The sequence below is a fragment of the Pseudomonas sp. NBRC 111127 genome (assembly GCF_001320345.1).
Classification (GTDB): domain Bacteria; phylum Pseudomonadota; class Gammaproteobacteria; order Pseudomonadales; family Pseudomonadaceae; genus Aquipseudomonas; species Aquipseudomonas juntendi.
Window position 1 is genome coordinate 1 of sequence record NZ_BCBD01000262.1, and the last position, 3,587, is coordinate 3,587.

3 protein-coding genes are annotated in these 3,587 nt (G+C 57.1%); all 3 read right to left on the minus strand.

Annotated features, from left to right (window positions below; translation table 11 throughout):
• Positions 1 to 118: 118 nt before the first annotated feature.
• Positions 119 to 973: a hypothetical protein gene (locus APH30_RS28960; RefSeq protein WP_156326720.1), complete on the minus strand. Its 855-nt coding sequence runs from the start codon at positions 971 to 973 to the stop codon at positions 119 to 121.
• 8 nt (positions 974 to 981) lie between these two features.
• Complete coding sequence (locus APH30_RS26460; RefSeq protein WP_054914191.1) at positions 982 to 1,284, minus strand: hypothetical protein; 303 nt, start codon at positions 1,282 to 1,284, stop codon at positions 982 to 984.
• 91 nt (positions 1,285 to 1,375) lie between these two features.
• Positions 1,376 to 3,587 (minus strand): DUF1983 domain-containing protein (locus APH30_RS26465; RefSeq protein ID WP_156326722.1); only part of this gene is annotated, 2,212 nt, incomplete at its 5' end.

Genomic DNA, 3,587 nt, shown 5'->3' on the forward strand with positions numbered 1-3,587 from the left:
AAGATCTCGCGGGCTCGGGCGTCGGCTTCCTCCTGGGTGGCGTATCGGGTTTTATTGGCCGAGTCGTAATCATTGGCCAGGTTGATAGCTACATATGGCATGGGTGTTTCCTCATGGGTTATCTAAATGGAAATGGGTAATCAGATGCGCGAATAACGAGCGCTTGTGGCTGGCGATCAGTTGGAATGTCAAACCACGACGTAGTGGAGCTGCCGAATATTACGGCGGTTGTTGCAACCGCGGGGCTGAAGAAAAAACGAACGCCCCCTTGCGAGCCTCCGCAGCCCTCGTTGGCATTAGTCCTAAAAGTACCAGCACCCAGATCAGATCCTTCATTCAAAAGACAGATCCGGGAGAACGTGAGGTAAGCCGCTAACTCACCCGAGGCCACAGGGACAAATACAGCTCCCTTGGGCTGCACAAAGTCGCCCGACGACCATTCAAGACCCGACCTTTCATTGCCTCCGCCAGAATACGGCGTCCAACGAATGTCCGTGTTCGAAGAAACAGGAGGGTTTATTGCGGGTGGATCAACGGTGGCGATAACGTTCAGCGGCGGCATTCCAGTTGTGAAGCTAATACGACCCGCTGCGTCATAGCACTCCATGCCCGACCTCTCTCCCACGTCACGCATCAAATCAAAAACGAATGCTTTGGTGTTCGGTGAGCAACCCTTGAAATAAAGAGTTATATCATTCCCGTTTACCGCTTCCCCGCATGGCTTGCCATCTCCAACCAAGAATACGATTGGTGAAATTGCGCCGCTGACGGTGATACCGCATATAGGGTCTCGGAAGTCTGAGTATCCCCAGCTCCCTTCATCGTTGGGGTTCAGCTGGCCAGAGCGAAGGTAATGCCTGCCCCACCGGTCAACGAGGTTCAAATAGCCGCTTTTCAAGAGTCCGTAGGTTATACGATCAATGTCGAACAGCAGCGAACCATCTTCTTTGAAAGCCTGAAATCCGACAGGCATCTGACCTCCTAATAGTAACCGTAGTAAATACGGCAGTTAGCGCTGAACTGTCCGAACCACGTGGAATGCTGATATTGCCACGACATGGTGTCACCGGAAATTGTCACCCCCGGCTTTTTGCCTTTCCATAGCTGTGTATCCACAAGCGACACAACAATGTAGAAGCGCCGTTTACCTGCCGGCATAGCGGGAAGAGTAATGGCTCCGCCCGCTGCGTTCGTGACAACATCACCTTGATGCTGACTGATCGACATTGTCATGTTGACCAATAGTCGACCGTCTGAACCATATGTTTCAAGCCCGGTGGCCATATATTTATCCAGAACTCAAAAATGCTGTACTGACCTGCTGCACAGAGCATTACGCCGAGCGACAACCTTGCCGGAATAACATCCCCCGCAATTACCAAACCCCCATTCGAACCCTTCTCACTCCATCGACAATAACGTCAATTCCGTTTACATCCATCATTGTGTAAGTGTTAGCTCGAGTTGGGTGGCGCATTATGATCTGCGCAGTCCGAGTAATCATTTGCATAAGCGGAAGACCCTGTGCGTTTACCAACGAAGAGTTAATATCCGCAGAAACGAGGGCGCTCTGGACAGATAGCTTTGATATGAACGCTTCATTGATGAACACTTGTCCGTTCTGGATAGCGAACGGGCTCACAAAACCGTTGCCCGATGGGTTTAGCACAGCGAATCGGTCGGCCATTACAGCGAAGGTCGATTGCAGCACCCCGCTGCTGTTATCAGCCCCAAGGCCGAATCCAGCGGCAACGTACTGCCCGCCGGCGGTGACCTGGAGCTTCACGGAGTAGGAGGCATTGACCTTGTTGTTCAGCGTGGTCTGGGCCGTGCTGATCTGCTGTACAGAGGCGTTGGTGGTGCCCAGGTTGCTTTGGACAGTGTCCACCCGCTGGCCAAGCGCAGCATCACCGCTGGACCTGGCCGTGGCCTCGCTCTGAATGGCCGCATTGGCATCCCCAACCGAGGTATAAAGTCCGTCGATGCGCTTCGACTCCGCAGTGAGCGTTGCGCCCTGCTGCGTTACAACACTGTCGAGGCTGGATACCGCTTGCGCTGAGGCAGCCGCCGATCGCCTTCCAAGCGCGATGTAGGCGATGTCGATTTCACCGGTCGTGTCGGCGGAGTTCATCATATCCAAGCGAATGGCATACATGTTCTTGCCGTTCCATCCGGCATGGCCGGAGAGATCGACTTCAATGTCCTGCCAATCCGTGGTCGTCGTGCTGATCGTCCAGTCCAGGCGGCGAGCCTCCGCCAAGCCGCCGTCTTCGTTGGCCCAGTACAGTCGTGCCGTGGTACGCGTGGTGTTGCGACGACGCAGGCGAATGCGCAGGTAGGGGTTCTCCGCACCTGGCAGCACAGGTGTGAAGTTGCACTGCAGGCTTTGAGACTTGGCCATGGTGGCGAACAGCGGCCCAGTTGTGAACGTAGAGCCGGATGCGGTAGCCACCCACCCACGGGTAGAGCCAGTGAACTCCCATGCACGGCCAGCCACGAATGGCTGGGCCGCGCCCACGCTGTTTTTGAGCTGGGTGATGTCAGAGCTCTGGCTGGTAATCGTGCCCTCCGCAGTGCTTACCCGGTTGGTCAGCGAGTTGACCGCCGAGGCCTCAGCCTTCGTCGCCACCTGGCTGAGCGCACTGGCCGCTGCAGCCGCTGCATCAGTGGCGACTTTGTCGGTCACGGCGACCCAGGCGGTGCCACTCCAGCGCTTGGGCGTGTTGGCGTTGCCGGTGGTGTCGATCCACAGGTTTTGCGCCAGGCGCTTGTCTGCGGCCGGAGCCGTTGAGCCGTAAATGACCTCCCCCTTCGCGCCCGCTGCTGTAGCGGCGGCCTGAGCCGCCTGCTGCGCAGCTGTCACATTCTGGTTGGTCGTGGTCAGACTGTTTTCCAGGCTGGTGGTCCTCCCCGCCACGCTGGATAGAGTTGAGCCTTGCTGGTCGACGGTCGAAGTGAGGCTACCCACGGCTGCCGAAGTCGCACTGTTGTTCACCGCATTGACTTGGCCGTTGTCTCGCCAGCCGGTTGCGCGCGAACCATACTCAAACTGGGGCCTAGCCATTTCTACGTATCCGGCGGTTACCGCGCCGGTGGCGCTGTAGATACGCAGGTAGACGTAGCAAGTGACTGCCCCTGCGGGGGCCACTGCGCTGAATTGCTCACGCTTGCCTGCTGCGGTGATGGTAAACATCAACGAATTAGGGGCGCTGATCACGGTGCCGGCCGCGTTGATCCACTGGATGAAGAACCTGAACCCCAGGCCAGCGGTACCCCGAAGAAAGATCGAAGCTGCAACGGTCTGCCCTTCCGCTACCATCGGCCGGCGGTCTTTCGTGCCTCCAGTTGGACGCAGCGATTTATAGGGCGTGCCGGTACCCACACTGGAAACCTCAACACGTACCGCCTTCTCCCCTGCGTTCAGCCATGAGGTAACCAGCGATTCGACGCTGGTCGCCGGGCCCTCAGTGGCCCAGCCATCTGCGATATCACCACCAGTTCCGGCTTTGTTAAAGGTCGGGTTGTAGAACAGGTTCTCGCCGCCGGCGTCACCGATCGTGTTGTTCAATTCGGTGATGCTACCCGAA

Excerpts from the sequence above, each read along its gene's own strand:
- APH30_RS26460 (WP_054914191.1), bottom strand. The coding sequence starts at position 1,284 with ATGGCCACCGGGCTTGAAACATATGGTTCAGACGGTCGACTATTGGTC.
- APH30_RS28960 (WP_156326720.1), bottom strand. The coding sequence starts at position 973 with ATGCCTGTCGGATTTCAGGCTTTCAAAGAAGATGGTTCGCTGCTGTTC.